The sequence below is a fragment of the Mesorhizobium sp. M7A.F.Ca.CA.002.15.2.1 genome (assembly GCF_003998715.1).
In the GTDB taxonomy this organism is placed as follows: Bacteria; Pseudomonadota; Alphaproteobacteria; order Rhizobiales; family Rhizobiaceae; genus Mesorhizobium; species Mesorhizobium ciceri.
Genome location: NZ_RZPI01000665.1, coordinates 1 through 3,014, shown reverse-complemented (window position 1 = coordinate 3,014; position 3,014 = coordinate 1). Strand labels below are relative to the sequence as shown.

Here is a 3,014-nt window from a genome sequence, read left to right as displayed (position 1 = left end):
ATCGCATGCCACTCGTGGTCCTCGACCGCCTTGCGGGTGGCGGCCTGTGTCCAGGCGGTGGCCACCGACAAGGGCAGCAGCAGAGCGGCCTCCAGCGCGGGCGCTAGCCAGCGCGGTCCGAATGAGAGATTGTTGATGACCAGAAGCTGCAGGCAGATGATGACGAGAACGGCCGCACGGGCCATCCAGAAATCGAGCGCACGGTAGTGGATGATGGCATGGTGGTGGCGCATTTATCAAATCCTGGATGCTTTTTGGGGGACGGGAACCGGTCAGGCGTAGGCGACGCCTGCCGCGATCACGCCCGATGCGCCGTGCCCGGCATGTTCAGGGCGCTCCGGGACGGCGTGTTCCATTGTTGTCCTGCTGGCATGTGATGATGAGAGAGGCGGCATGGTGGCGCGAAACTCTGCCTCAATCTTGGTTTTGCCATGGTCACCCAAGTTTACATTTTCGTAAGCTTCGAGTTCTGGGCTGTTCCAAAAACCGTCCGGTGTGATTTATCCACCGCATGACGCGAATCGACGAACCCATGAACGGTTGGCTGCCGGTCGGCAGTTCTGTTCCAGGCGACTGGCGGCAGTCGTCGATCTGGCAGGGGCTGACGCGCTATCCAGAAGCCGGCCTGGCGCTTTTATGCCTGACACAGATCCTGTGCTGGACCGTGGCGCCCGCGCTTGTCGACGTGTCACCGCCCAACGATGTCGTCGAAGGCTTCATGTGGGGCCGCGAATGGGTGCTGTTGACCTACAAGCATCCACAGCTTCCCGGCTGGCTGCTCGAGATCAGCCATCTTCTGACCGGATCGTTCCGCTGGCCGCAATATCTCGTGGCTCAGCTAACGATCTCGGCCACTTTCGTGCTAGTCTATCTGCTGGCCCGCGACATGCTCGGGCGAACCCGCGCGCTGGCCGCCGTGCTTCTGATGCCGTCGCTCTATTTCTTCGGCTGGCCGACCCCACAGTTCAATCATGACTACGCGCAGATGCCCTTCTGGGCCGCTATCTGCTGGCTGTTGTGGCGTGCGGGCCGTGGTGGTGGGCCGGGCTGGTGGCTGGCGCTCGGGCTGGTGTCGGGCGTCGGGCTCTATGCCAAGCTTTCCACCGGCCTATTATTGCTTTTCGGGGCGATCTGGCTGCTGTCGGACACACGCGCACGCAGTCGGCTCGCCACGCCCTGGCCATGGCTCGGGCTCGCGGTTTTCGGCGCTGTCGCCGCTCCACTGGCCGCCGAACTCTGCCGCGTCGATTTCCTGCCGCTGACCTATGCCGCCTGGCGCGATCAGTGGGTGGTGGCTCATCGCTCCCGCTTTTATTATATCGGCGTCCAGATGGCTGGGCTCTGCGGCTTTCTTCTGGTGCTGGCGATATCAGGGCTGCTGCGGCGCTCGCCCGCGCCGCAAAAGCCCGTCGGGCGCGGCACGCTGGTCTATCTCTTGTGGATGGGGGTTGGCCCGGCGATCCTCGTCATGGTGGCGTCCCTGTTCACCGGCGCCGGCGAGGCCTGGGGCGCGCCGATGTACAATCTTGCTGGCGTTGTGGCGCTCGCCTTGCTGGGCCATCGCCTCGGCGCCATCGAGATGCGAAAGCTGGCGATCTGCGCGCTCATCTCCATTGTCGGCATATCCGGTGCCTATGCGGGCATCCGCTGGACGAAATGCAATCTGCGTGGGCGCATGGACGCCGTCTGCTGGCCGGCGCAAAAGATCTCGGATGAGGCAGAGGCTGTCTGGCACGCTGCGACGCCCGATCGGCTCGACATCGTCGGCGGCCATGCCCTTATTGCGCCGCTGGCGGGCCTCAATGCCTATGACAAGCCGTCGATCTTCACCGAACTGAACATGCAGTACGCCCCCTGGATCACCAAGGAGCGGCTGCGCGAGCATGGCATATTGCTGGTCTGGCCCGGGCGCGATGTGCCATCTTATCTGCAGGCGTGGGTGGGCGACATCCCGATCAAAACCGTTCTTTTCGACTGGTCGCTCAAGGCGCCGCCGGTGGCGATCAGCTTCGCAGCCATTCCGCCTGGCGCGCGGCAGTTGCCGGGTGCTATCGACGGCCTCGCCCGACCGAGCAACTGAAGCAGATCCGCCGGTCCGCTGGACGAAGCAGGTGACAATGCCCATCTATGTCCAGACAAACTTGCCTTTGAGGAGACGTGATATGGCGACTTCGACCGAACGCGCAGTCCTTGCCGGTGGCTGCTTCTGGGGTATGCAGGATTTGATACGGCGCTATCCCGGCGTCATTTCCACCCGTGTTGGCTACAGCGGCGGCGACGTGCCCAACGCCACCTACCGCAACCACGGCAGCCATGCCGAAGCCATCGAGATCAATTTCGATCCGGCCATCATAAGCTATCGCACGCTGCTGGAACGCTTTTTCCAGATCCACGATCCGACGACCCGCAACCGCCAGGGCAACGATGTCGGGACGAGTTATCGCTCGGCGATCTATTACACCAGCGACGAACAGAAGCGCATCGCCGAGGACACGATCGCCGATGTCGATGCCTCGGGCCTGTGGCCGGGCAAGGTCGTCACCGAAGTCGCACCCGTTGGCCCCTTCTGGGAAGCCGAGCCCGAGCATCAGGACTATCTGGAGAAATACCCCAACGGATACACCTGCCACTTCGTCAGGCCGGGGTGGAAGCTGCCGGTTCGGGAAAAAGCGGTGCCGTAGATACACTGATACGACAGGATTTGAGAAGCCGCGGAGCGCTCGCTCCGCGGCTTCTTTTCATTGCAATTCCTACTTGCCGCAATGGTTGTCATTAACTGTCGGCGCGGTGGTGCCCGGCGACGTTCCACTGGCATCGGGCTGTGCGCCCTGCGGATGGGCAGGGCAATTTTCATCCGCGTTTGAATTCGTGGCGCCCGGTGCTACCGTCGTACTGTTGGTCGTGCCGGGGTCTACCGTGTTCGGCGAAGCCGGCGTATTTGGGTCGACGGTGACCGACTTGCCGCTGCCGCCGGATCCGTCGGTGCCGCTTGTGCCATTGCTCTGCGCCTGTCT

General features: G+C 62.9%; 3 protein-coding genes and 1 pseudogene. 2 read left to right on the top strand and 2 right to left on the bottom strand.

The features are described from left to right. Window positions 1-233: pseudogene (locus ENZ74_RS27180) on the bottom strand (hypothetical protein); the annotation flags it as partial. A gap of 299 nt (window positions 234-532) precedes the next feature. Here ENZ74_RS27180 and ENZ74_RS27175 point away from each other — a divergent pair. Beyond that, complete coding sequence (locus ENZ74_RS27175) at window positions 533-2,080, top strand: glycosyltransferase family 39 protein (protein WP_063170277.1); 1,548 nt, start codon at window positions 533-535, stop codon at window positions 2,078-2,080. An 82-nt stretch (window positions 2,081-2,162) separates the two neighbouring features. Next, a complete protein-coding gene (gene msrA / locus ENZ74_RS27170) occupies window positions 2,163-2,681 on the top strand; it encodes a peptide-methionine (S)-S-oxide reductase MsrA (RefSeq protein ID WP_013530793.1) in 519 nt (172 codons plus the stop codon). A 69-nt stretch (window positions 2,682-2,750) separates the two neighbouring features. Here msrA and ENZ74_RS34745 read toward each other — a convergent pair. Continuing rightward, window positions 2,751-3,014 (bottom strand): hypothetical protein (locus tag ENZ74_RS34745; RefSeq protein ID WP_127313119.1); only part of this gene is annotated, 264 nt, incomplete at its 5' end.